Origin of the sequence: Deminuibacter soli (genome assembly GCF_003412455.1) — a bacterium.
In the GTDB taxonomy this organism is placed as follows: Bacteria; Bacteroidota; Bacteroidia; order Chitinophagales; family Chitinophagaceae; genus Deminuibacter; species Deminuibacter soli.
Genome location: NZ_QTJU01000002.1, coordinates 1 through 23,590 on the forward strand (window position 1 = coordinate 1; position 23,590 = coordinate 23,590).

Consider the following 23,590-nt stretch of genomic DNA (forward strand, 5'->3'; position numbering starts at 1 on the left):
CCGAACAGAGAAGTTAAGCCCCTCATGGCCGATGGTACTGCACCAAAATGCGGGAGAGTAGGTAGCTGCCATATTTATTAAAAAGAAGCCTTGTTCGCTCTGTTGCGGATGAGGCTTTTTTGTTTGGGGGATACAGCAAGGTAACAACACCCAGCTGTTAGCTGCAAGCTACGAGCTGGTAGCTTTTAGCGAAGCACACTGCAGCGTCGCAAGGCGACGACCTGGTGGGCTTTTATCCAGACGACTGACTGCTCACAATCGGTCTCGCTTAGATCCTCCGCGCACTTTGCGGGTTTTTCCTCCGTGTACTTTGTGGTTAAAATGACGCCCGCCAATCCACCCAACTACCTATAATCATCCCAATCCCCGGTGTATTAGGACTTGCTAAGATCACTCGCCACTCACTGGTCATCAATCATCCGCCTCTCTATCAATTTACATACAAGCCCACTCCGCTATCCAATGATGTGTTAAATCGAATCCCGGGAATAGGCAGCTGCCTGAACATATAGTAAATTAACGTTACAAATTAACCTTTATGAGACTTCTCCTTCAAGTGCTTTTTGCGATGGCAGTGTTCGCTGCTGCATCGTGCCAACGCTATCAGATTTGCACAGTGAGCAGCTACGATTCACCACGCAAAGCCAATGACAGCAGCTTTGTTTTTGAAAATGATTCATTAAAAATTACGTACAGTTTTGCTGGCAATCATGCGCCTGTTGCCGTTACAGTTTTTAATAAAGCAGATTATCCACTTTACATCGACTGGCAGCGATCTGCACTGGTAACCAACGACAGCGCGATGAGTTATGTGCCCGATGCAGCCCGGTTTGGCGCAAGCTATTATGGCAATTCCTATAATCTTAACCGTGATTTGAGTGTAAACTACGCAAACATGAATGGCTCAATGGAACTGCCGAAAAACACAGAGTTTATACCTCCGCATGCTTTTATAAAGCGAACTACGCTGGAGCTTGCACAGGAGTTTTTTACCAATATCCCCGATTCGCTATTTCATACCGTATATAGTTATCCTGTGGATGAGGAAGACACAAAACACAGGGGCAAAAAAGCTGTGTTCGATTCGCTCAACTCACCGCTGGTATTTACCAGTTACCTGGCTGTCTATAATAATCTGCCGGCAGTAAATCCCAATGCAGGTTTATACAAACAGCGTTTTTACATTTCTGAATTAATCAAAACAACCAACAATCCGGCGCAAACACCTTTCCGGCGGCTGAATGAAGGCACCAGCGATCAGTTTTACACAAAAGCAAGAACTGGGTACGGCAAAACAGTGGCGGTGATTGGTCTCGTGGGTGTAGCGGCCGGCGCTGCAGCACTCTCTGCTACAGCGAGCAACAATCATGGGCAATAAACCGGGCATTGGTATAAATTTCTGCAGGGGAGTGTCCGACTTATGATAACGTGTAACGAAGCATCGCCTGGCACTGCTAACGGCCTTTAAAGGCCGTTAGCAGCCGCTTTGTTGTAATGCGGATAAGAAGCTCAGTCAAGCTACAACGCTGAATAAAAGGCATAAAAAAGCCCGGCATAAGCCAGGCTCTTTTTGTATCGTTTGTGAGGACTAGTAGCGATTGTATCCGCCGCCGCCTTCGCCACGGTTACGGTTGTAGCCACCGCCACCGCCGCTGCCGCCACGGTTGTAGCCACCGCCGCCGCCGCCACGGTTAAATCCACCGCCGCCGCCGCCACCGAAGCTTTTCTTTTTGTAACCACCATCACCTTCCTGACGGGGAGCAGACTCATTAACCACAATTTTGCGGCCCTGGATGTCTGATTCGTTCAGCTGGCTGATGGCAGTTCTTGCAGCATCATCATCAGACATTTCAACGAAACCGAAACCTTTGCTGCGGTTGTTGTTGAATTTGTCTGTAACGATCTTTGCAGTGGTAACTTCGCCGAATGGGGCGAAAAGATTGTACAGGTCATCACTGGTCATACCCCAGTTAAGGTTTCCAACGTAAATGTTCATTTTGAAAAAATTAAGTAATTAAAATAAAAAACCAATTCAATTACAGTGACCCCAAAAGCCCATAAACATTTACGTCGAAACGTTCAAGAGAAATGGCAGGACTGTACCATTGGATAATACAAATTTATACAAATAATCCAGATCTCATAATTAAAAATATTTTAACGTAAATGCGCTGTTTTAGGGGGTTACAGGGGATTTTGAGACGTTTTAAAACGGTCATTTCAGGGGTATTTTTATGGCAAAAACAGCTAATATGTTTGCCGTTTTACAGTTTTATTTTGCATACGCAGAAAGGGATATTCCAAAATAGCGTGAAAACCAGCGTAAATGAGTTAAAGGGATACGGAATCCTGTATCTTGCAGCCCGATGAAATATTTACCGTTAAACGCCGAGCTTTTTACCAGTAACCGCCGCAGGTTTGCCGCGATGATGCAACCGGATTCTATTGCCATCATCAACTCGAACGATGAAGTGCCGTCCAATGGTGATGCGCTGTATCCGTTTAAACAAAATTCAGACCTGTACTGGCTTTCAGGTATAATGCAGGAAGATTCGATGGTAATCCTGTTCCCTGATTGTCCTGATCCCAAATACCGTGAAGTACTGGTGCTTGTTCGTCCCAATGCGCTGAAAGAGAAATGGGACGGCCACCGCCTTACGCGCGAAGAAGCCCTGGCGGTATCGGGTATTAAAACCGTTATCTGGCTCGATGCAGTGGATGCTTTTCTGCAACCACTGATTCATGAGGCTAACAATATCTATCTTAACACAAACGAAAATAACCGCAAGGCCAGCCTGGTGCCTGTAAAGGATTACCGTTATGCTGCTGCCATGCGTGAGCGTTACCCGCTGCACCATTACCTGCGTGCGGCCAGCCTGTTTAAAGTGCTGCGTATGGTGAAAACTCCTTACGAAACAGCCGTTATGCAGCAGGCCATGGATATCACGGAAAAAACATTCCGCCGGCTGCTGCAGTTTATACAACCAGGCGTTTGGGAGCATGAAATACATGCAGAAATACTGCACGAATTTTTGCGCAACCGCGCTACCGGTGAAGCATACGCCTCTATCATCGCCAGCGGCGACAGGGCGCGTACGCTGCATTATGTGTTCAATAACCAGGAATGTAAAGATGGCGAACTGGTGCTGATGGACTTTGGTGCGTCGTACGGTGGCTACAATGCCGATTTAACGCGTACGGTACCGGTAAACGGCAAATTCACCAAACGCCAGCGTGAAGTATACGATGCCTGCCTGCACCTGCACAATTATGCCAAATCGGTTTTGGAACCGGGTATCACTATCGGCGCGTATCATGAAATGGTGGGTGATGAAGCGACCAAACAGTTTGTAAAAATAGGACTGTTAACCGACGCGGATGTACGCAATGAAGATCCTGAAAACAGGGCCTACCGTAAATACCTGTACCATGGCATATCGCATCACCTTGGCATTGATGTGCATGACCTTGCTGCTTCTTTCTATCATCCCATACCCGAAGGGGCCGTGCTTACGGTAGAACCGGGTATTTACATTGAGGAAGAACAGATGGGCATACGCATTGAAAACAATATCAGCATCCAGTATGGCGGCAATGTGGATTTAATGAAAAACATTCCCATTACTGCCGATGAGATAGAGACACTGATGAAGAAATAGCAACCAACCGTAAACGATACATAACCACAGCAAATGATTCTGAGACAAATACCCAATATATTCACGCTGCTTAACCTGGTGTTTGGTTGTATGGCCATTGTATGCATTTTGCAAACAGGTTTAACCATGAGCCTGGATGCAGATGGCAGCAGTGTTGTTGTGCTGCCTGAAAATATTTACTGGGCACCGCTGTTTATCGGCTGTGCTGCAGTGATTGATTTTTTAGACGGACTGGTAGCCCGTTTGTCTAAAAGCGCTTCAGAAATGGGTAAACAACTCGATTCACTGGCCGATGTGGTGAGCTTTGGCGTGGCACCGGGTATGATTGCATTTGAATTTCTGCGTTACTCCTTTGCCCAGCAACCCGGCGGACTGAATGTAAATGAAGCCTGGCTGCTGCCCGCTTTTTTACTGCCCTGTGCAGGAGCGTACAGGTTGGCAAGGTTTAACATAGACACCACAACCACTCAGGGTTTCAGGGGCGTGCCCATTCCCGCAGGTGGTTTGCTGGTTGCTTCATTCCCGCTTATTTACTGGAGTACCTCGCAAACATGGGTTTTAAACCTGCTTACCAACCAATGGTTTTGGTATGCACTGATTGTGGTGGTGAGCTACCTGATGGTTTCGACCCTGCCGATGATGGCTTTGAAATTTAAAAATTTAACTGTTAAGGATAACTGGCCTAAATTTTTGCTGGTATTACTGGCCATTGTAGCAGCCTTGCTGTTTAAATGGCTGGCGGTGCCGGTGGTATTTATTCTGTACGTTGTTTTATCTTTGGCACTTAAACCAAAGGCTTCCTGATTTTTGCACGCATGCAGCAACAGCGTGTAAACAGGCGCCGGAAGTACCGAACCAATCAAACAAGCAGTTATACACATACAGGATGTAAGCCGGTGGTTACCCATTTACCGAAGCTTGCATCCTGTGTTTTAATATACTGCGCAACAGGCATATGCTGTACCTTGTTCCTACACCGTTAGGCAATTTAAAAGATATTACTTTACGTTCACTGGAAGTACTGCAATCAGTGGATGTGATTTTGTGTGAAGACACGCGTACTTCTTCCAAACTGCTTACGCATTACAATATTCACAAACCTTTATCGGCCTATCACCAGCACAATGAACACAAGATTCTGCAACACGTGGTAGACCAGCTGATGGCAGGCAAAACCATGGCCCTGATTACCGATGCAGGTACACCGGGTATATCAGACCCTGCATTTTTGCTGGTGCGCGAATGCAACCGCAACCAGGTAAAAGTAGAATGTTTGCCGGGCGCCACTGCTTTTGTTCCGGCCCTGGTAAACAGCGGCCTGCCCATTAACCGCTTTTTGTTTGAAGGCTTTCTGCCCATTAAAAAAGGCAGGCAAACGCTGCTGAAAAAACTGGCGGTAGAAGAACGTACGATGGTATTGTATGAAAGCCCGGTAAGACTGGTAAAAACCCTGCAGGAGCTGATACAGTACCTTGGCGCAGAACGGCAGTGTTGTGTAAGCCGTGAGCTGACCAAAATGTTTGAAGAAAACATCCGCGGTACTTTGCAGGAAGTATGCAATCACTATACAGCGAAGCCACCGAAAGGCGAAATTGTGATTGTGCTTGCTGGCACGGATATGGATTAACTAATACAAACAACCAACAATGAAAAGGATAATTCAATGTTTAACCCTTTGCCTGCTGCTTACCACCATTGGTTTTGCAGGTAAGGCCCAGTTCAGGAAAATACCGGAAGATGTAACCGAAGCATTCCGCAAAAAATTTCCGAACGCCACAAAGGTCAGCTGGAAAGACAAGCTGAGTTCTTTCCAGGCAAGTTTTGAAATGGACGATGAAGAATACATCGCGTACTTTGCTTCGTCAGGAGACTGGCAGGAGACGGATCAGAAAATGGAATATGAAGACTTGCCCGATGATGTGCAGGATGGTTTTGAAAAAAGCAAGTACACCGACTGGGAGAAAGGGGATATTTATATGATTGTAAAGGCAGACGATGAAAACCTGCTTAGCTATCGCATAGCGGTGAAGAAAAATGCAATCCAGAAAAAATACCTGTTTTTTGCAAACGACGGCACTTTGCTGCGCGATGCGATTACTTTATAATACCAACGGGCTAATGGCCTGATGATTGTTTCACGCAACTGTTACAGGCATCAGGCCATTGTGCTGCCGGGCCTTAATCAGTATCTTATTATTTTTTAATATCAATATTCATGAAGTTTTTTTCTTTTTCCATGCTTGCCGTTGCATTGTGCGGAACTGCCATGGGGCAGTCTGACAGGTGGCAGCAGCGCATTAAGTATAACATTACTGTAAACATGGATGTACATACCAACCGGTTTGCAGGTACTGAGAAAATGGAGTACTGGAATAATTCACCCGACACGCTGAAACGTGTATTTATTCATTTGTACTGGAACGCGTTTCAGCCCAACAGCATGATGGATGTACGCAGCCGCGAACTGGGTAAAGTGCTGCTGGGTTACACACGCAAAGGTGAGGCGGTATACGATTGGGATAGCAGGGTGAAAGACCGTATCAGCAAACTGCAGCCCAATGAAATCGGTTTTCAGCATGTGCAGTCGGTTAAGGTAAACGGAAAAGAACAGAAACTCACTGAACATGAAACTATACTGGAAGTAACACTCGACAAACCGCTGGCGCCCAAATCAGTCACCAGTTTTGATGTTGCTTTTGAAGCCCAGGTACCTTTACAGGTACGCCGCAGCGGCCGCGACAATGCAGAAGGCATCCGCTACAGCATGAGCCAATGGTATCCTAAAATGGTGGAATACGATTACCAGGGATGGAATGCAAACCCTTATGTGGCGCGCGAATTTTATGGCGTATGGGGCGACTATGATGTGAACATCACCATCGATAAAAACTACCTGGTTGCAGGCAGCGGTACTTTGCAGAATCCCAATGAAATCGGATTTGGTTACCAGGCAGACAATGTAAGGATCAAACAACCCACAGGTAATACGCTTACCTGGAAATTCAGCGCGCAGAATGTACATGACTTTATGTGGGCTGCTGATACTGCTTATCAACTCATCACGCGTAAACCTGCCAATGGCCCCTTGCTGTACATCGTATACAAAAGGGTAGATTCACTGGAAACACGCTGGCAGAAAGTAGCGGATACAGCTGCACTGGCTTATCCCTATATCGCTAAAACATTTGGGCCTTACCCGTATAAAAACTACTCATTTGTACAGGGTGGTGACGGCGGTATGGAATACCCCATGGCAACGCTGATAAAAAATGCGAGCGTAGGCACTGCGTTGCACGAGTGGATGCACAGCTGGTACCAGGGTATGATGGGCACTAACGAAAGCCTGTACCCCTGGATGGATGAAGGTTTTACCACATATGCCGAAACACGTGTAAGTGGTTACCTGCGCAAGAATCCCAACTTCTGGTGGGATGATATGTATAAAAGCTATTACGACCTGGCCAAAAGCGGCAAGGAAGAACCCATGAGCACACACTCAGATCACTACAATACCAACTACGCCTACAGTCGGGCAGCTTATAGCAAAGGCGGTGTGTTTATGGAACAGCTGTCGTACATTATCGGTAATGAAACACTCGATAAAGTATTACTGGAATACTATAAAGAATGGCATTTTAAACATCCCAATCCCAACGATTTTATTCGTGTAGCGGAAAAGCTGAGCAACATTGAATTGCAGTGGTACAAAGAATACTGGGTATACACTACCAAGACCATTGACTATGCTGTTGGTGACATTAACATGGCCAGCGGTAAAAGTGTTGTCAACTTGAAACGCATCGGTTTAATGCCCATGCCGCTTGATGTACTGATTACTTACAAAGACGGCACCAAAGAAATGCACTATGTGCCGATGAACCTGATGTATGGTGAAAAGCCTGCAGAAGATGCCAGTATCCGCAGAATTGTACATCCTGAATGGCACTGGACAGATCCCGAATACAGCCTGGAACTGAACCACAACATTGCAGACATTAAAGAAGTAGAAATAGACCCCAGCCAGCGCCTGGCTGATTTAAACAGGGGAAATAATAAATTGACGATACCATAGCAGCTATAATGGCTCAATGGTTGTATGGCTTAATGGTTTAGATTGTTGTTAACCATAAAACAATAAAGCCATTAAACTATTAATTGGATTTTCAAATTTAAAAGCCGGTGGCATTATGCCAGCCGGCTTTTTGATTGCTGTCTTACAGGGCCGGACGATAGAGTGAAGGTTCGCTGGAACATATCACCAGCAATAATTTTGGCATTAGTAAGGTCAGCCATAGAACAATAAATCCATTTAACCATTGCCGGTGTTACCATTTTACTAAACGGTAATTGAATTGAATGCCCACCATATCCCTGCCGCCGATGTTGTCGCCGAAACGTTCGTAGCGGGCAGCGATTTCGCTGCTTTTGCTTAATGTATGACCAATGGAAGGAGACCAGGTTGCTGCGCTGTTGCCGTTTATATCGATACCGATGCCGGCTTCTGCTGCAACAAACCAGTTTGTTGCAGGATAGAATTTCAGCCCGGCTTTAACGGGTATAATGTTGTGGTCTGAACGCCTGTCGCCACGCATAAAATAATGGCCATCCACGATTTCAATATGATAAGGCTCACCTGAAGCAAACACATGTGTAAAGCCGGTGTGTGCAGTAAAAGATAATTGTTGTGTAATTGATTTCTCAACGCCTGCGGTAATGCCCAGCGCGAACTGTGTACCGGGGTTTAAAGAGATGCCGGAGTTAATGCCGGCATCTATCAGCCAGCCGCAGCTCTTCCACAAGCCGGCGGCTTTTGGGGTATTGGTTTTTACAGTGTTGTGTTTTGGATGCAGGCCAAATGCCCAGGCCAGGTTTAGCGCAATTTGTTTGGTAACGCGCGAGCCGGTAAAATCTTCATAATGCAGGCTGATATCGGTACCATTGTCAAACATAACGCCCACAGCAGGAGACCATACAAAAGATGTTTTCCATTGCTCAAAAGCAAAGCCTGCACCGGCCTGCAGGCCAATGTAAAATTTATCGCCCTCGAAATATTTGAGACCGGCTTTAACAGGCACTACGTTAAAAGGACTGCTGTATTGCGTATAGCCATTGAAATGATCTTTTTCAAAGAAGTGTGTATAACCAGCGCTGACAGTGGCTGCAAGGTGATTGTTTAACCTGTGCTGCACAAACAGGTCGCCGCCCAATGCAGTCTGAAAGGGAAGCTGTGTGGCAAGTCCGGGGTTTACACTAACGCCGGCCGACCATTTGGGAGATGGATTCTGGGCCGCGCCGTACAACGATAACAGCATGGCAACCAATACAAGTACAAGGGTATTTTGCTTCATAAACTAGTATTTAAATCAGGTATGTGGTTAATGACAACCTGCTTAAACCTTACCCCTATGCTGTTTAAAAAAAATCCTGCATTATAATTTTAACGTGTAACCTAGGCGCAGCACAACCTGGTCAATCCTGATTTTAGTGCGGTAGCTTTCGTACAACAGGCCGAGATCGATACCTGAATTGAATAAGTAGCCCAATTGCGGAGACCATGTAAAGCCGTTTTGCCAATGGCTGAGATTAATGCTGTAGCCTGCTTCTGCACCTGCGTAAAAATTATTGCCAGGCCATAACCGCACGCCTGCTTTAAAAGGCGCAAGTGTACCAGCTGCAGGTGGTTGGGCATTATCGCTTTGATGGTTGAAATGTGTTACACCGCCTGAAAGCGAAGCTGAGATGCGGTTCCATTTACGTTGCAGCACCAGTTCTCCGCCATTGGAGGAAGTGAGGTTATCATCATAAATAAAACCGTGGTTTACGTTCATACCCAGGAACCAGTTGTTATTGGCAATGGCATTTGTACGTGGCCGGCGTTTTGTATCGTACACACTGGTGGTGATACCTGCCTGCCAGCCAACCCAGCTTTTGTGCATAATATCATTTAAGCTGGCAACACGCGGGGAAAGAATGTTTTTATAACCCGGCGTGGCTTGATCACTGTTGCGGTAATAATTATAACTGGCACCGGCAAACAGGGTGAATCTTTTGCTGAACCTGAAATTAAGATCTGTTCTGCCTTGCAGCAAACGGTTATCGAATGAGGTTAGAATAATTGCCTGGTAATCGGCAATGAGTGACACAAAGAAACGGGGTGTGATAATAAAATCATGCCCCAGTCCCCAGCCAAGTGAATATGCTTTCTCATGCTGTGAAATATTGATGCCTGCAAGTAGTATACTGTACAAGCCCGCATGCCCGGAGGTGTAGGAAACATGTGTATTCATTAAATCATCAGTGAAAACAGCAAGCTTGCTGTAACCGCCTTTTACAATATTCACCAGTCCTAAACTGTAACCGCCCACTGTGTCAGTAATATTGACGAGACCTATCTGCACGCCTTTGAGTTGATGCGCATAATTGCAAACAGCTGCCAGCTGAACGCCCTTCATAGTGCCTTCAGTTTTGTTCATATAACCAGCCAGCTGCACACCGCGACTGGTTTGGTGCACCTGGTTGTATAAACCGGCCGCCTGCACGCCCCAAAGCGAATCGCCGGTGATATTGGCGCCGCCGGCCAATTGCAGGCTGCGTACATTTTTCTTGCTGATATTGAATAGTCCGCCTGCTTCAAAGCCATTAACGCCGGCTGTATAGCCGCCCAGCAGGTTTAAAGAGAACTTGTTTACCACCTGTGTGCTCATGTTGCCATGCGTGCTTAAACCGGGTGTAAGGGATACCTGGAAAGGCTTGTAGGCAAAGAAGTTGCGGATATTGCGGCTGAGGTTTTTTTGTTTGCGGGAAAGAAATAGCCGGCCCAGCCACGATTTATCAGTATTGCTTTTTACTTCAACCGGTGTAAGCTCGGCCACTACCGGCTGCAACCGGATGTGGAGGTTAACCGGAACGCCTGCCTGTATTGCCGCACAGGTATCGGTATAGCCAATTTTACTGATGCACACCTGCGTGGCTGCATACTTTGTTTTCAGTGGCAGGGTAAAGCTGCCATTGGATTGGCTGAAGGTGGCTGTCAATTGCAGCGGTTCGTAAATGCTGGCATCACTGATGGGGATGTTGCTACTGTCGCTGATACTGCCGGTAATGGTATAAGTGCTTACTGTTTGCTGCAGCTGTATAATAATGTAGTTGCCCGATTCCCTGTATTGGTAATTGCCGGAAAGCAACAGGTTGAGGGCAGTGTACACTGTTTGTCCGGTAATGTCAATGCTTGCCGGTTTGCCTGTTTCAATAATATCGCTTTTGTAGGAAAACTGCACCTGGGCCTGGCGGCCTATGCTATCGAGCACGCGGCCAAGGGGCTGTTGCTGCAGCCGTAAGGTAACAAGGCGGTTTAATGGTTTTTGTGCAAAGGATATCGGGCTGAACAATAGCAGCAACACAACCAAAATACCTGATGCAACTGAGAACGGGCTATTTTTCATGCGAAAGCGACGGTGAAATACTAAATTATGTTTTTTATAATTATCACAGGTTAAAGGCTGTACCGGCTATTTTAACAGCAGGGGCTATGTTTTTTAAAACCTTACAGCGATCTTTGCCGTGGAAGGTTTATACGAAGAACAAAGAGACATTATGAAAATACTGGTTACCGGTTCGGCAGGATTTATTGGCTTTCACCTCACCGGCAGGCTGCTGGCGGCCGGCTATGAGGTAACAGGCGTTGACAATATCAATGATTATTACGACGTAACGCTCAAATACAACAGGCTGGCACAGCATGGCATTGCCAAAGAGCATATTGAATGGAATGTGCCTGTTGTATCTGCTTCACACCCCAATTACCGTTTTATTCAGCTGGATATAGCTGAGCCGCAGCCCATGCAGGCCCTGTTTGTGGGCGGCTCGTTCGATGTGGTGGTAAACCTGGCTGCACAGGCCGGTGTGCGGTACTCGCTTATCAATCCCTACGTGTATACACACAGCAATGTGAATGGCTTTTTAAATGTGCTGGAAGGCTGCCGTGCTACAGGCGTAAAACATTTGGTGTATGCGAGCACATCGAGCGTGTATGGTTTAAATGCCGATATGCCGCTGAGTGTGCACCAGCCAACAGAGCATCCTATTTCTTTATATGCGGCTACCAAGAAGGCCAATGAAATGATGGCGCACAGTTACAGCCACCTGTTCGGGTTACCTACTACAGGCATCCGCTTTTTTACGGTGTATGGCCCATGGGGCCGGCCCGATATGGCCCTGTTCCTGTTTACCAAGGCCATACTCAGCGATAAACCCATCCAGGTGTTTAACAATGGCGATATGATCCGCGATTTTACTTATGTGGATGATATTGTTGCAGGCATCAACAGCATTATAGAACGCCCACCTGTGGCCAACCCAGGCTGGAATGCGGTAACGCCGGACAGCGCTACTTCTTCCGCACCGTATAAAATTGTAAACATCGGTAACTCGCACCCGGTAAAGCTGATTGATTATATTGAAGCGCTGGAAAAAGCGCTGGGTAAAACAGCCATCAAACAAATGATGCCCATGCAGCCCGGCGATGTATCTGCCACACATGCAGATGTGAAAGAGCTGGTAGAAGAGTACGGGTATCAGCCTTCGATAGATGTAAATGAAGGCGTACGGCGATTTGTAAGCTGGTACAAAGAATATTTCAAATAAGAAGAAAGGCAGCCCCAGGGCTGCCTTTCTTCTTTATCGTGTTACATGTAGCAGGAATTTCTCCTGGAAATATTCTTCCGGGAAAATATCATAAATGCTCACTACATGCGGTCGTGCCTTTGTTTCTGAAATCTCTGCAGCGAGGTCGCCGCCTTTCAGGCAAATTAAGCCATTGGCATGTTCCAGGTCATGGCCTTTTCTTACCAGCGGGTTACTCCATTGCAGCAGGCTTCTAAGCGGCGCCACTGCCCTGGATACTGCGAAATCAAACTTGCGGTTTTTGATTTCTTCTACACGTGTATGTTGTGTAGTTACGTTTTTTAAGCCAATGGCTTCTGCCACACCTGCTACAACTTTCAGTTTTTTATTGATACTGTCTACCAGGTGAAACTGTACTTCAGGAAAAAAGATCGCCAGGGGAATACCGGGAAAACCGCCGCCTGTACCTATGTCGATGATTTCCATGCCTGGTTTAAATTCTACAAATGCTGCAATGGTAAGCGAGTGCAGCACGTGGTTCAGGTATAATGAATCGATGTCTTTGCGGGAAATTACATTAATCTTACTGTTCCAGTCAGTATACAATTCATCAAGTGCAGCGAATTGCTGCAGCTGGGGTTCGGTGAAGTCACCGAAGTATTGTAAAATTAATCCCAGCTTTTCTTTGGCTTTTTCCATAATGAGGGTACAAATAAGAAATAATAAATAAACATCCAGATATCAAAGAAAAGGAACAAAGGCCACAGGTCGCCTTCATTCAGTTTTTTCATGGCTTTATACCAGATGATGGCCTGTATAATCATACGTACGCTGAACACCGCCAATACCATCCACCAGCAATAAGTAAACAGCGACAAAAGAAACAGCGGGTAAATGAGCACATGCGAACTCGAGTAAAGGCCCAGCCAGAATTTATGTTTCACCTTATAAAAACGCGCCGCTGAATAATGCCTGTTTTTCTGGCGCATCCAATCCTGCCAGGTGCGTTTGGGCATGCTAAGTGTAAACGCATCCGGATCGATCATGATGGCAGTATTGTGTTTTTTGGCAACCATGCTGATAAACAGGTCGTCGTCGCCACCGGGTATCTGGTTAATGGCCGAGAAACCCTTGTTGTCGAAGAACAGCTGTTTTTTGTACGACAGGTTGCGGCCAACACCCATGTACGGCAAACCCGCTTTGGCAAACGACAGGTACTGCAGCGCAGTGTGAAACGTTTCGAAGCGGATAATTTTATTCAGCAGTCCGGGCAGTTTATGGTAAGCACCGTAACCCAGTACAATCTGCACGCCGGGACCGTACGCGTCCTGCATGCGTTGCAACCAGAATTCACTGGCAGGCACACAGTCAGCATCGGTCAGCAATACAATTTCATATTTGGCAGTTTTAATACCCATTGACAGCGGGAATTTTTTGCCTGGAATCAGTTTTGCTTCCTGCGTAAGATCAACCGGATTGAGATTTTTGAACGATTTTTTAAATCCATCCAGCAGGTATTTAGATTCATCTACCGAGTTGTCGTTTACCACAATCACTTCGTGCGTGGTTTTATAATCCTGCACCAGCACCCCGGGTAAGTTATTTACAAGGTTCTGTGCTTCGTCGCGTGCACAGATGATAACGGAAACGGGATACTCCTGTGATTCGGTTTTGGCAACAGGCTGATGAACCGCTATTCTTCTGAAAAAATAGAGGTAATAAAAGACCTGTATCAATACAACAAGGCAAAAGAAGGCAAATACCAAAAGCCAGATTAGGGTTGCAGTATTCATCGGGCAAAAATAGGTTGATTGATTGATTTGTCAGGTAATTGTTGAAAACTAGAGGCAGGGTGCTACCTTTGCGCGCTATGGCAGCGTTAACATTTGAGTTACAGGCAACAGACGGCGCATCTGCTGCGCGTGCGGGTACCATTACCACCGATCACGGGCAAATTCAAACCCCTATTTTTATGCCGGTAGGTACCGTGGGCAGTGTAAAAGCCGTAACACAGCAACAGCTGAAAAACGATATTAAGGCACAGATTATATTGGGCAACACCTATCATTTATACCTGCGTCCCGGTACACCAGTGCTGGAAATGGCAGGCGGGTTGCACAAATTCAACGGCTGGAATGGCCCCATTTTAACCGATAGCGGCGGTTACCAGGTATTTTCCCTTGCAGAAAACCGTAAGCTCACGGAGCAGGGCGCCCTGTTTCAATCGCATATTGATGGCAGCAGGCATATGTTTACACCCGAAAGCGTTATGGATATACAGCGCAGCATCGGGGCCGATATTATCATGGCCTTTGATGAATGCCCGCCATACCCCAGCGAATACAAATACGCCCGCCAGAGCATGGATTTAACCCATCGCTGGCTGGACAGGTGTTTTGCGCGCCTGGCCGAAACGCCCGATAAATATGGCTATACGCAAAACCTGTTTCCTATTATACAGGGCAGCACCTATAAAGACCTGCGTACGGCTTCCGCGCAATACATTGCGTCTAAAAATGCAGCCGGCAATGCTATAGGCGGCTTAAGTGTAGGTGAGCCGGAAGAAATGATGTATGAGTTTACCGCATTGTGCTGCGAAAACCTGCCGCAGGATAAACCCCGCTACCTCATGGGCGTGGGCACACCGTGGAATATACTGGAAGGCATTGCACTGGGCATCGACATGTTCGACTGTGTAATGCCCACCCGCAACGGCCGCAATGGTATGTTGTTCACTACCGGCGGTGTAGTCAACATCCGCAATAAGAAATGGGCTACCGATTTTTCACCTATCGATGCCGGTTTACCCAGTGAGCACAGTCAATATTATACCCGTGCCTACCTGCGCCACCTGTTTGTGGCCAACGAAATACTGGCATTGCAGCTGGCCAGCATCCATAACCTCAGTTTTTACCTGTGGCTGGTAGGGGAAGCCCGCAAACACATACAGGCAGGTGATTATGCCTCGTGGAAAAACGGGATAATACCTGTATTGAAACAACGTTTGTAAAAGCTGTGCCGGGCAGAAACGCAGCGGTTAACACTGTTAACCAGGTCTTTTTATTTCCGAATTAACACAAATCAAAACGGCATTTCCCCTGCCGCAAGCTTTTTTCAGCTACTTTTACGGCACTTTAAAAAACAGTATTTCCGTTAAACTGGATTATGAAGAAAATAGACTGGTATATTATCCGAAAGTTTCTCACCACGTTCTTCTTTTCGATCTTCCTGTTTGCGGTAATCTCTGTTGTGGTGGACGTGAGCGAAAAGACAGACGACTTTGTAAAAAGCGGCTGGAGTTTTGGCAAAATAGTAGTGGATTACTACCTGGCCTTTATCCCGCACATTATTGCACTGCTGTTTCCGCTGTTTGTGTTTATTGCAGTGATCTTCTTTACCTCAAAAATGGCCGGCCGCAGCGAGATTATTGCGATACTGGCCGGTGGTGTGAGCTTTACACGCGTATTGCGCCCATTTATTATCACCAGTATACTGCTGGCTGTAATATTATGGTGGGGCATCGGTTACATTATTCCCCGTGCCGAAGTAAAGCGTACTTATTTTGAAGACGTATATGTAAACGGCAACTCATCGTACAACCCGTTGGTGCCGGTAACCAATAACCTTTATTTCAGAATTGATTCGTTTACCTATGCCGGTATTCACTATTATGATACCGTAAGCAAGGGAGGCGGCCCGTTTTTTATGCACCGCATAAAAGGCAACCAGCTGGTATATAACCTGCGCGCCGATGCGCTGCACTGGGATACTGCCAAACACCAGTGGCGGCTGGACGGGATTTTTGAGCGAACCATCAGCGGACTGAAAGAAGATATCACGCTTACGCCCACGCGGTTTATGAAATTCAATTTCCGACCTTCCGATTTAAGGGAAGATGCGTTTGCAAAAGATAAAATGACAACGCCCGAGCTGCAGCACTCCATTCAGCTGGAAGAGCTGCGTGGTACAGAAGGGGTAAACGCATTGCGCATTGAGGCATACCGGCGTGCCGCCACACCGGTATCGGTGATTATATTAACGATTATCGGTGCAGTGGTGGCGAGCAGGAAAGTACGTGGCGGAAGCGGTGCGCACCTGGCTATCGGGTTTATCACCGCAGCGTTATTTATATTGATGGACCGGTTTTCTACCATCTTTTCAACCAAGGGTAACCTGCCGCCTATAATTGCGGCCTGGCTGCCGAATATTGTGTTTTCGTTTGTGGCCTATTACCAGTTTAAAAAGGCCCCTAAATAAGCACTGCACTGCATTACAGGCCCTGTGGCCCGCTATGCGCAAAGTGGAACTTAATTTGCTGTGATAGGCAAGTTTGTTATATCTTTAAAAGCACTCTGAAGGCTGTTTTTCTGTAACCGGCAGAGTGCAAAAGCTGGATGCTTGCAAATATTTAAAATTGTTAGTCATGGAATTTATCAAGGAAAGGTTTAAGGCAAAAGCAGACGCCGCCAATGCAGAGTTGAAAGAGTTACTGAAGCAGAATGGAAGCAAAAAAATAGGTGAGGTTACCTTATCCCAGGTATACCAGGGTATGCGCGGTATAACCGGCCTGGTAAGTGAAACAAGTTTGCTCGACGCACAGGAAGGTATCCGTTTCAGGGGATACTCCATACCCGAACTGCAGCAGCAATTGCCTAAAGTGCCCGGCGGAACAGAGCCGTTGCCAGAAGGCTTATTCTATTTAATGCTGCTGGGTGAAATGCCTTCAGAAGATGACGTACACCACCTCACTTCCATCTGGCAGCGCCGCAGCCATGTGCCTGTACATGTTTTTGATACCATCGATGCACTGCCACTGGGCGCGCATCCCATGACCATGTTTGTTACCGGCATTATGGCCATGCAAACAGAAAGCAACTTCGCCAAAGCCTACGCAAAAGGCATCAATAAAAAAGATTACTGGGAATATATTTTTGAAGATACGATGGACCTCATTGCACGTTTGCCGCAGATCGCTGCTTATGTGTACCGTCGCAAATACAAAAACAACGAGCAGATTCAGCCCAACGGCCTGCTTGACTGGGCGGGTAACCTGGCCCATATGATGGGTTTTGAACAGGACAGCTTTTTTGAACTGATGCGTTTGTATATGACCATTCATGCCGATCATGAAGGTGGCAACGTATCTGCCCATACCACGCACCTGGTAGGTTCTGCACTCAGCGATCCTTACCTGAGCTTTGCAGCCGGTATGAACGGCCTCGCCGGCCCGTTACATGGCCTTGCCAACCAGGAAGTGATCAAGTGGATTTTTGAAATGCGTGAAAAACTCGGTACTGAACTGCCCACCAAAGAACAAATTTCCGAATACGTGCAGAATACCCTTGCATCGGGTAAAGTAGTACCCGGCTACGGCCATGCCGTATTGCGCAAAACCGATCCGCGTTTTACTGCACAAATGGAATTCGGCAAAAAGCACATGCCCGATGATCCGCTGGTACAAACGGTTTGGAACATTTACGAAACCGTTCCGCCCATTCTGCAATCACTCGGTAAAATCAAAAACCCATGGCCTAACGTAGATGCACACAGCGGCGCATTGCTCGTTAACTATGGCCTGGTTGAATATGAATTTTACACCGTGCTGTTTGGCGTAAGCCGTTCACTGGGTGTGCTGGCCAGCCTTTGCTGGGACAGGGCGCTGGGCTTGCCTATTGAACGTCCGAAATCTATTACCACCGCTTCTGTGAAAGACTGGCTGGACGGTAAGGGTGAGATATGGGGAGAATAATTTAATAACATTATATAGCGCGAAAGGGCCTTGATTTATCAGGGCCCTTTTTTTATTTTTAAGAAAGAAACACCTGAATATGCCCAAATCTGTCGCAACCGTTTCCCTTACCGGCCTGCATACGGCCAGCAATTTCTTTCCTAGTGATGAACCAGCCGCCCCGGCTTCTTTAAACATAATCTTCAACGAGCTTAAGCGCATACTCACAGCCCATCGCAAAGGCGCTATTGTGATACGTGGTGGCAGCAACGGCGACATAGCGCTGGTAAGCGAGAAGAAAGTTGAAGTTGACGGGCGTTGGAAAAACGAGACCTATTTTGCTGCTGCCCTGGTGCAGAAAGGATATGTAGGATTTTACTTTATGCCTATTTATGGAGATACCGCATTGAAGAACGAAATAGGCACGCAATTGCTGGCCTGCTTAAAAGGCAAATCCTGTTTTCATATACGCAGAAACGATCCCGTGTTGTACAAGCAAATAAGCGAAGCCCTGGATGCGGGCTACCGGTTGTACAAGGAGCGGGGATGGGTGTGATGGCAAACACACTCCGCATGAACGTTAGTGCGTATGCTGCGCCAGTTGAATGAGATTGCCGCAGGTATCGTCGAATACGGCGAGGTGTACGGGACCCATGGTGGTGGGTTGCATGGTAAAGCGCACACCCAGTTGTTCCATACGTTCATATTCAGCCTGCAAATCTGTTACACTGAAAGACGTGTAGGGAATACCTGCTTCGTACAATGATTGCTGGTATACCAGTGCAGGGGCAAAAGCCATAGGTTCAAGCAGCAATTCAATGCCATCTGTGGCTTCGGGTGCAACAACCGTTAGCCAGCGCGCATTGCCTGCGGGGAAATCATTTTTCTTCACAAAGCCCAATACCGAAGTATAAAATCGTAATGCCTTTTCCTGGTCGTTCACTGGGATGCTGGTAAGTGTAATTTTCATGGCCTGAAGTTGTCCGGTGGTTTTCTTTTCAGCTAAACTGCAGCTGCTGCTGTAATAAACAGCCGGATGTAAAATAATGTTTACGGTTGCGCCGCTGCAAGCCGGTTTATTCCATCCTGCTTCAAATTGGTTAACCGGTTACATAAATACGTGTATTACAGTGAATTTGTATGTTTCGCAAGGGTGCATTATCCGGTGAAAAAAGTACCTGAAAATGTTGAAACTACAGCAGTGGCTGTAAAAAAGTGAGACTTTTTTAAAATCAGCGTTGTACGGTTGATTATTTTTCAATAATATTGGTTCAGAAATCCAAACGGTTGTTTCAACCTTCCCGTGCCCACAAACCTCAATCCTATGTTATTAAACCTGTTAAAAAACAATTTGCTGGGCAAAGCAAAAACGGATGCACAGCGTGCAGATCGTGAAGAATATTACGAAAACCGTATTCACCTGGGATCAGTAGAGAAATGGATACGTGAAAAAAACGGTGTTACAGCGGCCGCTTTCCAACCTAAAATTTTCCTTCCTGCAGAATCAGATTTTTGCGCCGTGTCTTTATCGCGCGCCAAACGCCTGTTCAATTTCAATTACAAAAAGTGCTACAATTGCGAGGGGGTTAACCTCAGCGTATTGTTTGTAAAAGATGAGTTGTTCGATCGCAAGGCCATTATGCAGCTGCATTTTAAAGAAGAGCGCCCCGTATACCTTTCGTACGAGATTTCGGCCATGAGCATTATGGAGGAGATGATCGGCGAAAAGCTGCAGCATATTCTCGAACATTTTATGGAAGAACCTGTTGCATCAACCGTAACAGAATGCATTACCCGCAATGGCGAAGGCACCTACTGGCTGATGAACAAACAGTGGATGATGGGCATTACGTGCGAGTTTAAATTATTCCTGCATTTTATACGCCTTGATGAAGATTATGCAGACGTACTGAAGCGCCTGAACAAAGCGGGCGCTGTAGTGCCTGTTTAGCCATAAACGGACTGCAAAAGCAGGGAGCTACAAAGCGGCAAAATAAATTTTGCGCGTATGTGTTGATCCTATACTTTTGCAGTCCTTTCACGGAAATACCGGGAAAAGGAAAGTTCTGAAAATCAATGGGGAATTAGCTCAGTTGGCTAGAGCGCTTGCATGGCATGCAAGAGGTCACCGGTTCGACTCCGGTATTCTCCACGAACACAAGTAAAGCCCTGCATCGCAGGGCTTTACTTTTTTATGTCTATTGGATGGTCGAACCATAGATCAGGCTGAATCCCCAGGGAATAGCTAGAATGTGGTTCTTTAGCGGTCAGATGAATAAATGGCAAAGCCTGGATACGACCCTGAATCGGTAAAGAATTTACTACCTATCGGGACACACGACTATTTTCTCTCACTTTTATCTCACCAAAAGTTCCCGCTTTTAAAGATGGATATTAAATAATCACTTCATCAGCTGTCCAACCAGTTAATGTCTAAGCTAACTAATTGTATAATGTTTGGTAAATTCAACATCCAATACATGTTAAAGGCAATAGTTTAAGTATACAAAGCGTGATTTGTTATGTACGATTTTGATTTCCATATATTAGAGCCTGCTGAATTTGAAAGACTGGTAGCAGATCTTGTAGGCGCCAGAGAAAATGCCGCAAATCAAACCAACTTTGTTGTTATAACACAAAATGGAGGACCGGATAAAGGAGTAGACTTCAGCTTTCAGCAAAGAGACAAAAGACTCCCCGGAACATAGGCAAGTTAGGGGCAAAAGAAAAAGAATCTGCAGACATAAAAAAGGCTGTAGACAATGTCCTTCCTATACCGGAAAAGAAACTATCCCGAAAAGAGTTATACGAGCAAGTTGCCCAAATCTATCCCGATAAAGTTGATAAAATCACGTCCTTGCTACAGGAAAGGAAGTATTTATATAAGCTCATTCGCACAGAACAACAGCTTGGGCCTATAATAGATTATTGTTTTGAAACTAAACAGCCGATAAGCAAACAGCAAGCAGGCTTTATCGTGGATTATTGCAGGCACGAATTTTTCCGCTTATCTTTTTCCGAAAAAGAGCGCATAGCCCTGATAAATTTGTAGGCCACTACTCCTATCAAAGCCTCCATTTCTTTAGAAAAAAGATATGTACGAATCTGCAAGGATGCTTGACCTGGACAGAGAGTTTTTTGATAAAGTCCTAGAGAGCAGACTGGTCATATTAAACAATACCTATTATAGCTTTATCGTTCCGGAAGTAAAACATTTTTTTCAGGCACTTTCTTTTCTTAATGTACCCGACAAAATCATGCACTACAAATCTTATACACATCACCCAAACCTTGAACTGAGCAATCTGCTTCCTTATATAGACTGGATTGATCAAAAAGACTTCTCCATACATTTCATTTTACCAAGGCTTGCCAAATTTTACAATGCTGTAAACAAAAAAGATCATCAAAAACTCATAACCAGCTATTTGAAATATTTCGGTGCGGAACTGGAATATAAACGCTATAAAAGTGGCACAAAATGTATCATTACTGTTACACAGAACAACGATGTAAGCTTGTTGTTAGAGTTCCTACAATTTTGGATAGGGGAAGAATTGTTCAAGCGATTTCCTTTTAACTCCTCTTTTGTAATGGACGAAGCGAATAAACGACATTGCCATGCACTTATTGATCATATAAATAAAATACAATCTCCGGAACAGGTCATCAAGATGAATGCTATTACAGATGAAAAGTTTTGGCAACTTGTTCTATTGACAGATTGGGCTCAGACAATAAAAGAAGAATTGCCAGCCGTTAAACATTATATAGCTAGCTTGCAGCAAGCACTCGAAAAATGCCAAACAAAATAGCATAGCCTCATACAATCTTCATTTTTTCCACGAGATCGTGGAAGTACTTTGGAGACCATATTTCCAGTACTTTCTGATCTTTAATGAAGCGGCTTATATCCTCTTTGGCACGGTTTAAGTCAACGTTGTCTATGCGCTTCTGTAACAATGCCCTGAATTGCACCTCCGTTATCGTGTCTTCTTTCCAGCTGCCACTACCTTTTGCTCTTAACAAGAAATGATTAAGGTTTAGGGAAGTACCGCGCTTGATGTACCATTCCATATCGTACCAATCCCTGCCTTTCACGTTGGTTTTCCATTGTCTGAATAACAGCGCGTGCATTTTACCTGCGAAAAGGTCGGGTAGTGAAAAGCACTTTACATAAAATGAGAATGGCCTGGTGAGTAACTTTTCTTCGGTACTGAATCCTAAAGGCGGTTTTTTGTCTACTTCTATTTTGATCTTGATTCGGGCCACCTGTTGAATATGTTCTTCGGGCACTATGCTTTCCAATACCAATTCTTTCCAGATTGTTTCGGATTTTAAAAAGGCCGATTCTATATCGGATTGTGCAGTTTTCACTTTCTCCGTAATGGCTACCTGCATACCCTGGGCGTTAAACTCACCAACTATCGCATCCAAATAAGGTTGAAAGGAAAATCGATCATCTTGTTGAAGCAGTGAAAAATCAAGATCTTCAGAATATCGATTTAATCCATAAAATATGCGCAGGGCTGTACCGCCATAAAATGCTGCTTTCCCGTAAAATTCACTCCGCGAAAGTCCTGCCAGCGCGACTTCCTGCATAATCTCACGAAGAGCAGCGGTAGCCTCCTCCCTGTCAGTGGGATTATAGGTTTCTAACCATTCCTTTATCATAATTGCTTTAATGTTTGAAGTAACATATGTAAAGTTGCCTTTTTCGGGGCGTTAGAGACCCATTGTTCTGCTAAGGTAAAATCAAGCGATTTTAGCATTTGCATGTCGATGCGCAGATCGTCCTCCAAATAAGCCAAAGTAGCTTTTTTACTACGCAATTCAACTCCGGCGGTGGTAATGATCTTATCGAATAGGGCCTTTTGAGGCGAAGCTATCAAAAAACGTTGCTGGCGCGTTATCTCGTTACTTTGGATGCCAAAACTATAATAGGGAAGAGGCAACCTGGTATAAGTGAATACGCCGAGCCTGGTTGAAAACTTTCGGCTCATCTTAGTCGTTACTGAAGTAACCGTGTACACCTTTTCCGGTATGAGGGAATAAAAAGATAATGCGCTGTCTAAAGAGACATAACTCGGACCGTAAATATGGTGGGCAATCAGGAAAGGATCAGGCTTGGGTTGTTGAAGTCTTTCTCCCGTAATATATAGCCCTCGCCTCACTGGCATCAACAATCCTTCCTTGACCAAATTTTTTATTTTATCATTGGGTTGGAGGTAATCTTTTAATATCCAAAGCATTACATGATGTGGAATAGGAATGGTGCCGTATTGTTGTATGGATTGATAAAGTTCCATACAGTAAATGTATGAAATCGCATAGATAATATGAAATATTCATATTATTACTCTATTTTTTCACATAAACTTGCAACATTTCATATAGAAAATATGAAATTTATCAATTTTCACTACTAAATCTGGCAGCTTGAGACTGAATAAGATCAGTTATCAGCAGGATCGTTGAGGTCGAATACAAAGGGAATTGGGAGGTTCTACACGTAGAATGGTTTCTTAGCGAGAGCCTGATTGTGCTATTAAATATTTGTCTGTTAGCGATTTAAGCCGCA

The 23,590-nt window shown here is 45.5% G+C and carries 22 protein-coding genes and 1 tRNA gene; 15 read left to right on the top strand and 8 right to left on the bottom strand.

Translation table 11 applies throughout. From position 1 onward, the window contains the following. The first annotated feature begins 538 nt into the window (after positions 1-538). The gene (locus tag DXN05_RS06370) at positions 539-1,378 is read left to right on the top strand and encodes a hypothetical protein (protein WP_147313845.1); all 840 of its coding nucleotides are present in this window, start codon (positions 539-541) and stop codon (positions 1,376-1,378) included. Positions 1,379-1,588: 210 nt separating this feature from the next. On the opposite strand, the gene DXN05_RS06375 is transcribed toward DXN05_RS06370, so the two are convergent. Then, positions 1,589-1,996: an RNA recognition motif domain-containing protein gene (locus DXN05_RS06375; protein WP_116846424.1), complete on the bottom strand. Its 408-nt coding sequence runs from the start codon at positions 1,994-1,996 to the stop codon at positions 1,589-1,591. A gap of 370 nt (positions 1,997-2,366) precedes the next feature. On the opposite strand from DXN05_RS06375, the gene DXN05_RS06385 reads away from it, so the two are divergent. The 5 genes from DXN05_RS06385 to DXN05_RS06405 all read left to right on the top strand — a co-directional run bounded on the left by DXN05_RS06385 (position 2,367) and on the right by DXN05_RS06405 (position 7,731). After that, positions 2,367-3,659 (top strand): aminopeptidase P N-terminal domain-containing protein, encoded by a 1,293-nt coding sequence (locus DXN05_RS06385; RefSeq protein ID WP_116846426.1) that lies wholly within the window; start codon positions 2,367-2,369, stop codon positions 3,657-3,659. Between the two features lie 33 nt (positions 3,660-3,692). Further along, a complete protein-coding gene (pssA, locus tag DXN05_RS06390; RefSeq protein ID WP_245975146.1) occupies positions 3,693-4,463 on the top strand; it encodes a CDP-diacylglycerol--serine O-phosphatidyltransferase in 771 nt (256 codons plus the stop codon). 151 nt (positions 4,464-4,614) lie between these two features. Continuing rightward, positions 4,615-5,286, top strand: coding sequence for a 16S rRNA (cytidine(1402)-2'-O)-methyltransferase (rsmI, locus tag DXN05_RS06395; protein WP_116846427.1), 672 nt, complete (start codon positions 4,615-4,617; stop codon positions 5,284-5,286). Positions 5,287-5,305: 19 nt separating this feature from the next. Beyond that, positions 5,306-5,764 carry a PepSY-like domain-containing protein gene (locus DXN05_RS06400; RefSeq protein WP_116846428.1) on the top strand — a complete coding sequence of 153 codons (459 nt, stop codon included), beginning with the start codon at positions 5,306-5,308 and terminating at the stop codon, positions 5,762-5,764. A gap of 110 nt (positions 5,765-5,874) precedes the next feature. Then, positions 5,875-7,731: a M1 family metallopeptidase gene (locus DXN05_RS06405; RefSeq protein ID WP_211329993.1), complete on the top strand. Its 1,857-nt coding sequence runs from the start codon at positions 5,875-5,877 to the stop codon at positions 7,729-7,731. Between the two features lie 253 nt (positions 7,732-7,984). Here DXN05_RS06405 and DXN05_RS06410 read toward each other — a convergent pair whose 3' ends face one another. Beyond that, positions 7,985-9,007 carry a hypothetical protein gene (locus DXN05_RS06410; RefSeq protein WP_116846429.1) on the bottom strand — a complete coding sequence of 341 codons (1,023 nt, stop codon included), beginning with the start codon at positions 9,005-9,007 and terminating at the stop codon, positions 7,985-7,987. A gap of 81 nt (positions 9,008-9,088) precedes the next feature. Continuing rightward, on the bottom strand, positions 9,089-11,101 hold the full coding sequence (locus tag DXN05_RS06415; protein ID WP_116846430.1) for an LA_2272 family surface repeat-containing protein: 2,013 nt from the start codon (positions 11,099-11,101) through the stop codon (positions 9,089-9,091). A 151-nt stretch (positions 11,102-11,252) separates the two neighbouring features. Here DXN05_RS06415 and DXN05_RS06420 point away from each other — a divergent pair, with 151 nt between their 5' ends. Further along, a complete protein-coding gene (locus DXN05_RS06420; protein WP_116846431.1) occupies positions 11,253-12,302 on the top strand; it encodes an NAD-dependent epimerase in 1,050 nt (349 codons plus the stop codon). A 33-nt stretch (positions 12,303-12,335) separates the two neighbouring features. Here the strand turns inward: DXN05_RS06420 and rsmG are convergent, their stop codons facing one another. Together rsmG and DXN05_RS06430 are read right to left on the bottom strand one after the other, a co-directional pair. Then, complete coding sequence (rsmG, locus tag DXN05_RS06425; protein ID WP_245975147.1) at positions 12,336-12,980, bottom strand: 16S rRNA (guanine(527)-N(7))-methyltransferase RsmG; 645 nt, start codon at positions 12,978-12,980, stop codon at positions 12,336-12,338. Further along, entirely contained in the window at positions 12,950-14,074 is a 1,125-nt protein-coding gene (locus DXN05_RS06430) for a glycosyltransferase (RefSeq protein ID WP_116846432.1), read from the bottom strand. Before DXN05_RS06430 ends, rsmG begins: the two co-directional genes overlap by 31 nt. A gap of 77 nt (positions 14,075-14,151) precedes the next feature. Here DXN05_RS06430 and tgt point away from each other — a divergent pair, with 77 nt between their 5' ends. From tgt to DXN05_RS06450, 4 genes are all read left to right on the top strand, one after another. Next, positions 14,152-15,291 carry a tRNA guanosine(34) transglycosylase Tgt gene (gene tgt, locus DXN05_RS06435; protein WP_116846433.1) on the top strand — a complete coding sequence of 380 codons (1,140 nt, stop codon included), beginning with the start codon at positions 14,152-14,154 and terminating at the stop codon, positions 15,289-15,291. 155 nt (positions 15,292-15,446) lie between these two features. Continuing rightward, a complete protein-coding gene (locus DXN05_RS06440) occupies positions 15,447-16,538 on the top strand; it encodes an LptF/LptG family permease (RefSeq protein WP_116846434.1) in 1,092 nt (363 codons plus the stop codon). Between the two features lie 166 nt (positions 16,539-16,704). Beyond that, on the top strand, positions 16,705-18,030 hold the full coding sequence (locus DXN05_RS06445) for a citrate (Si)-synthase, eukaryotic (RefSeq protein WP_116846435.1): 1,326 nt from the start codon (positions 16,705-16,707) through the stop codon (positions 18,028-18,030). 79 nt (positions 18,031-18,109) lie between these two features. Further along, positions 18,110-18,565, top strand: coding sequence for a DUF1801 domain-containing protein (locus tag DXN05_RS06450; protein WP_116846436.1), 456 nt, complete (start codon positions 18,110-18,112; stop codon positions 18,563-18,565). Between the two features lie 24 nt (positions 18,566-18,589). Here DXN05_RS06450 and DXN05_RS06455 read toward each other — a convergent pair whose 3' ends face one another. Next, a complete protein-coding gene (locus DXN05_RS06455; RefSeq protein ID WP_116846437.1) occupies positions 18,590-18,979 on the bottom strand; it encodes a VOC family protein in 390 nt (129 codons plus the stop codon). A 354-nt stretch (positions 18,980-19,333) separates the two neighbouring features. On the opposite strand from DXN05_RS06455, the gene DXN05_RS06460 reads away from it, so the two are divergent. The 4 genes from DXN05_RS06460 (at position 19,334) to DXN05_RS06480 (ending at position 21,824) form a co-directional block, all read left to right on the top strand. Continuing rightward, the gene (locus DXN05_RS06460) at positions 19,334-19,960 is read left to right on the top strand and encodes a hypothetical protein (RefSeq protein ID WP_116846438.1); all 627 of its coding nucleotides are present in this window, start codon (positions 19,334-19,336) and stop codon (positions 19,958-19,960) included. Between the two features lie 127 nt (positions 19,961-20,087). Beyond that, a tRNA-Ala gene (locus DXN05_RS06465) sits at positions 20,088-20,161 on the top strand. 370 nt (positions 20,162-20,531) lie between these two features. After that, positions 20,532-20,717: a hypothetical protein gene (locus DXN05_RS06470; protein WP_116846439.1), complete on the top strand. Its 186-nt coding sequence runs from the start codon at positions 20,532-20,534 to the stop codon at positions 20,715-20,717. A gap of 387 nt (positions 20,718-21,104) precedes the next feature. Continuing rightward, positions 21,105-21,824: a hypothetical protein gene (locus DXN05_RS06480; protein WP_116846441.1), complete on the top strand. Its 720-nt coding sequence runs from the start codon at positions 21,105-21,107 to the stop codon at positions 21,822-21,824. A 7-nt stretch (positions 21,825-21,831) separates the two neighbouring features. On the opposite strand, the gene DXN05_RS06485 is transcribed toward DXN05_RS06480, so the two are convergent. After that, positions 21,832-22,683, bottom strand: coding sequence for a nucleotidyl transferase AbiEii/AbiGii toxin family protein (locus DXN05_RS06485; protein WP_116846442.1), 852 nt, complete (start codon positions 22,681-22,683; stop codon positions 21,832-21,834). Continuing rightward, entirely contained in the window at positions 22,680-23,318 is a 639-nt protein-coding gene (locus DXN05_RS06490) for a type IV toxin-antitoxin system AbiEi family antitoxin domain-containing protein (protein WP_116846443.1), read from the bottom strand. The genes DXN05_RS06485 and DXN05_RS06490 overlap by 4 nt, the downstream gene beginning before the upstream one ends. Positions 23,319-23,590 lie beyond the last annotated feature (272 nt).

Bases quoted from the DNA above. Each gene is read 5' to 3' on its own strand.
- DXN05_RS06375 (WP_116846424.1), bottom strand. From the start codon at position 1,996: ATGAACATTTACGTTGGAAACCTTAACTGGGGTATGACCAGTGATGAC.
- tgt (WP_116846433.1), top strand. From the start codon at position 14,152: ATGGCAGCGTTAACATTTGAGTTACAGGCAACAGACGGCGCATCTGCT.
- DXN05_RS06485 (WP_116846442.1), bottom strand. From the start codon at position 22,683: ATGATAAAGGAATGGTTAGAAACCTATAATCCCACTGACAGGGAGGAG.
- DXN05_RS06430 (WP_116846432.1), bottom strand. From the start codon at position 14,074: ATGAATACTGCAACCCTAATCTGGCTTTTGGTATTTGCCTTCTTTTGC.
- DXN05_RS06400 (WP_116846428.1), top strand. From the start codon at position 5,306: ATGAAAAGGATAATTCAATGTTTAACCCTTTGCCTGCTGCTTACCACC.
- DXN05_RS06405 (WP_211329993.1), top strand. From the start codon at position 5,875: ATGAAGTTTTTTTCTTTTTCCATGCTTGCCGTTGCATTGTGCGGAACT.
- DXN05_RS06490 (WP_116846443.1), bottom strand. From the start codon at position 23,318: ATGGAACTTTATCAATCCATACAACAATACGGCACCATTCCTATTCCA.
- DXN05_RS06450 (WP_116846436.1), top strand. From the start codon at position 18,110: ATGCCCAAATCTGTCGCAACCGTTTCCCTTACCGGCCTGCATACGGCC.
- rsmI (WP_116846427.1), top strand. From the start codon at position 4,615: ATGCTGTACCTTGTTCCTACACCGTTAGGCAATTTAAAAGATATTACT.
- DXN05_RS06480 (WP_116846441.1), top strand. From the start codon at position 21,105: ATGTACGAATCTGCAAGGATGCTTGACCTGGACAGAGAGTTTTTTGAT.
- DXN05_RS06370 (WP_147313845.1), top strand. From the start codon at position 539: ATGAGACTTCTCCTTCAAGTGCTTTTTGCGATGGCAGTGTTCGCTGCT.
- rsmG (WP_245975147.1), bottom strand. From the start codon at position 12,980: ATGGAAAAAGCCAAAGAAAAGCTGGGATTAATTTTACAATACTTCGGT.
- DXN05_RS06470 (WP_116846439.1), top strand. From the start codon at position 20,532: ATGTACGATTTTGATTTCCATATATTAGAGCCTGCTGAATTTGAAAGA.
- DXN05_RS06410 (WP_116846429.1), bottom strand. From the start codon at position 9,007: ATGAAGCAAAATACCCTTGTACTTGTATTGGTTGCCATGCTGTTATCG.
- DXN05_RS06445 (WP_116846435.1), top strand. From the start codon at position 16,705: ATGGAATTTATCAAGGAAAGGTTTAAGGCAAAAGCAGACGCCGCCAAT.
- DXN05_RS06455 (WP_116846437.1), bottom strand. From the start codon at position 18,979: ATGAAAATTACACTTACCAGCATCCCAGTGAACGACCAGGAAAAGGCA.
- DXN05_RS06385 (WP_116846426.1), top strand. From the start codon at position 2,367: ATGAAATATTTACCGTTAAACGCCGAGCTTTTTACCAGTAACCGCCGC.
- DXN05_RS06460 (WP_116846438.1), top strand. From the start codon at position 19,334: ATGTTATTAAACCTGTTAAAAAACAATTTGCTGGGCAAAGCAAAAACG.
- DXN05_RS06415 (WP_116846430.1), bottom strand. From the start codon at position 11,101: ATGAAAAATAGCCCGTTCTCAGTTGCATCAGGTATTTTGGTTGTGTTG.
- DXN05_RS06420 (WP_116846431.1), top strand. From the start codon at position 11,253: ATGAAAATACTGGTTACCGGTTCGGCAGGATTTATTGGCTTTCACCTC.
- DXN05_RS06440 (WP_116846434.1), top strand. From the start codon at position 15,447: ATGAAGAAAATAGACTGGTATATTATCCGAAAGTTTCTCACCACGTTC.
- pssA (WP_245975146.1), top strand. From the start codon at position 3,693: ATGATTCTGAGACAAATACCCAATATATTCACGCTGCTTAACCTGGTG.